We start from the raw sequence: 3,183 nt of genomic DNA, 5'->3' as shown, positions 1-3,183 counted from the left end.
CGTCAGGACTCGTCGGTGTGGCGGAGCAGTTTCTGCGCCAGCTCGGGGTCCACGGGGTAGTTGATGCCGAACTCGCGGACCAGTCGGCTCTCGTCCTCGGCGCTCACGGGCGGGAACTCGGTGTCGGTGACACTCCCGACCTGTCCGTCGATGGTGGTGGGGGTGTTCGCGGCCGCGACGGCGGGGCCGATGAACAGGACGATCACCGGGAGCCAGGTGCTGTAGTCGAACTCGGACAGGTATCCGAGCGCGATCAGGACCGCAGCGACCGCCGCGATCACCGGGTAGAACCACCTGCGGAATCCGTTCGCGGTGTTGATCGTGGCGATCGCGGGCGAGGCCACGGCGGCGACGAGGGTGACCAGTAGTCCGGCGAGGTTGCTGTCGGCCCAGCCCTTGGCGACGAGCACAGCGGCGAGGACCGGGGCGGCGACGTGGACCAGGGCACGCAGGTCTGCCCAGGATCGGAGGTTGAGCAGGCTCGGTGTGGGGGTGGAGAAAGTCACGGGATGTTCCTTCCGGTGGGTGTGGTGGCACAGGGACGCCCGCCCCGGACGGTTGCCGGGGCGGGCGTGGGTGGTCGAGAGAGGTCAGTCGCTCTGGCGTGCGATCGCGGCGTTCGCCCAGAACATGGCCTGCTCGAGGTTCGTCAGCGCGAGCGCCTTCTCACGGCTCGGCGGGACGTTCCGATCGAGGAAGTGCGCGAGCGACTTGCACTCTGCGCGGACGCTTCCGTGGTCGCCGCGCTTCTCCGCGGAGGTGGCGGGGTGGAAGTCGAAGCGGTGGTCGATGTCCTGCGAACTGCGCGGGTCGTGGTAGCTGTGCTCGCTCATGCGGTCGCGTTCTCCTTCTTGTCGAGTGCGCCGGGGATGCCGGCATTGGCGGCGAGGGCGGAGGCCAGGTCGTAGAGAGTGCGGCCGCCGCCCTGCTCGAATCCCTGGAACGGGCCGCCGGGGACGTCCTTGCCGAGCAGCGCGTCCGCGGTTCCGAGTCCGCCGAGCTGGTCGAGGATCGCGGCGAGCAGCAGCTGGTTCTGCCGGTGCACTTCCATCGACGCGTTGACGGTGACCTCGGTGCGCGCGAGGCGGCCGTCGATCCACGACAGCATCTCCCACGCGGGCATCTGCGTTCCGAACTGAGTGGGGATGGGAATGTCCCAGATGTTTGTCACGGGTGCCTCCGGTGTCAGGGTGGGTGCGGGCGTGGATGTGCCGGGTTGCGGGATGCCGTAGACGCCCAGGTGGCCGTTGTTCAGCTTGTCCGCGAAGGACTTCAGTCGGGCAGCGTTGACACCGATCTGGTAGTGCATCTCGTCGACGCGCGCCCAGTCGCGGCCCCAGAAGATGCAGCCCTCAAACAGCTTCAGCCCGGCACGGACTTTCGCTACGCGGTCGGCCGGCATCGTCAGCCGGGTCCAGGGGTACTGGGTCGCGTTGATATCCACGGCCGTCCCGCTGAGATGGTTGCTGTTGGGGACGTCGTTGTCCCAGGAGAAGCCCCAGTCGTCTCGGGGCTTGAATCGGTCGATCGGTTCGACGTTGCGGTGGTACCAGATCATCCATCCGACGAGGACTGTCGCGACGTCGCCGCGGCGGACTTCGATCTGCTGGGTGGTGCCGGGCACGGTGACGGTGACGATCTCCGCGGTGTCGACGATGGGCCACCCGTTTTCCGAGTGGGTGTAGCCCTGGTATGAGCGTGTGCCCATGGGTATCTCCTCTGTCGAGTGATGTGATGTCAGCTTGCGAGGGCGAGCTTGTTGGCGAACGCGCCGAATCTGCGGATCTTTCCGAGCGCGAGGGCACCCGGTTCGAGGTCCGTTGTGCCGTCCCCGATCTCGATCTCAAGCTTGCCCCGCTTGGTGTCGGAGTCCTCGTAGTCGATCGCGTACAGGTAGTCGGTCTGGATCTTCCCGCGCTTCTCGTATCCGATCGGCGAGCCCAGCCCCATGTGCAGTCCGACGTAGAACGGTTTTCCGTTGGTGACGGTGATGCGGTGCGAGACCCAGCCGCGGTTCTCCCACAGGGCCGTCTTGATCGCGGCGAGCGCGTCGAGCGACAGCCCGGACGAGCACTCCTTGAACACCTCGCGGAACCGCCACGGCCCGGCCCGGATCGCGCGGGGTCTGTCCTCCCAGGTGTGGAACGCCATCGCGACGTCCTTCACCTCGTCCTCGAAGATGCCAATCGCCAGACCGGGGATACCGATCGCGAGCCCGAGATACCCGAGCAATGCGTTGCTGGCAGCCACGGCAGCTTTGTTCACCCAGCCGGGACTCTTCCCGCCGACCGTCGCGCGAGATGCCATGGGCTTGTGCGTCTTCGACGAACTCGAAAGGCACGTGCCCTTGTGGTAGACGATCCACGGTTTGTAGGGCAGGGTCCCGAACAGGTTCTGGAAGTAGTCCGAGTAGTCGTCCTGGTCGAGGATCGGGTACGCCAGCCACGACAGGCCGTCGTCGAGGATCTCCAGACCGGTGCGAATGATGCCGTCGATCACCGTGCCGGTGAACGCGCGCAGGTCCGCCTTCTGGACGATGTCGATCAGCATCGTTGTGCGAGTCAGTTCCATGATCTCGGGGAACGGTTGCTCGGACTCACCGTGGATGTACAGGTCGAACGTGAGCTGCAAGCCCTCGGTCTTGAGGATGTCGACGATTGCGTCGCCGCCATTCTCGAACCGGGTGGCCATCGCGGTGATGTTGCTGGTGTCGTGGATGACCGACGTCGGTTTGACCATCAGTGGCCATTGGGCGTTGCGGAGCAGGTTCCACGACTGCAGGTTGAGCAGGTCGCCGTCCGGCAGCGAGAAGAACGGCGCTTGCAACCGGGCGAGGTTCGGGAGGATGTACCAGTACTTGATCAGTGAAATCGCCGGGCCGATGCCGATCCACTCTTTGGGCAGCTGGAACTCCGCCGGCATGGCTGGCGAGGCCCAGAAGACCGTGCGGTTGATGTACTCCCACGCGTTGATCGCGATGACTTCGAGGTACTCGCTGCCGTCTTCGTCCTCGACCTCGTCGAACTCGGTGACGAACCAGACCGTCTGATAGCCGGGCAGGTCGACGATGATCGGAATCGCAGCGTCGACGTCGACGTCGACGAACGCCTCGAGCCACTTGTCGGTGAGCGGTCTCGTATAAACAAAACCGAGCCCACGAGAACACCGACTAAGTGGTATTGC

Annotated in this window: 4 protein-coding genes; all 4 read right to left on the bottom strand. The window is 65.2% G+C overall.

Annotation, left to right across the window (positions count from 1 at the left end):
- Window positions 1-2: 2 nt before the first annotated feature.
- Entirely contained in the window at window positions 3-506 is a 504-nt protein-coding gene (locus ACFVXN_RS18295) for a hypothetical protein (protein WP_389235902.1), read from the bottom strand.
- Window positions 507-590: 84 nt separating this feature from the next.
- Complete coding sequence (locus tag ACFVXN_RS18290; protein WP_389235899.1) at window positions 591-833, bottom strand: hypothetical protein; 243 nt, start codon at window positions 831-833, stop codon at window positions 591-593.
- A complete protein-coding gene (locus tag ACFVXN_RS18285) occupies window positions 830-1,708 on the bottom strand; it encodes a M15 family metallopeptidase (RefSeq protein WP_389235896.1) in 879 nt (292 codons plus the stop codon). Before ACFVXN_RS18285 ends, ACFVXN_RS18290 begins: the two co-directional genes overlap by 4 nt.
- Window positions 1,709-1,737: 29 nt before the next feature.
- A partial coding sequence (locus tag ACFVXN_RS18280) for a hypothetical protein (RefSeq protein WP_389235893.1) occupies window positions 1,738-3,183 on the bottom strand: 1,446 nt, incomplete at its 5' end.

It is taken from the genome of Cellulomonas sp. NPDC058312 (genome assembly GCF_042880135.1).
Classification (GTDB): Bacteria; Actinomycetota; Actinomycetes; order Actinomycetales; family Cellulomonadaceae; genus Cellulomonas.
Note: the sequence above shows the minus strand (reverse complement) of the source record. Positions and strands in the feature narration are given on the sequence as shown.

Excerpts from the sequence above, each read along its gene's own strand:
- ACFVXN_RS18290 (WP_389235899.1), bottom strand. The coding sequence starts at position 833 with ATGAGCGAGCACAGCTACCACGACCCGCGCAGTTCGCAGGACATCGAC.
- ACFVXN_RS18285 (WP_389235896.1), bottom strand. The coding sequence starts at position 1,708 with ATGGGCACACGCTCATACCAGGGCTACACCCACTCGGAAAACGGGTGG.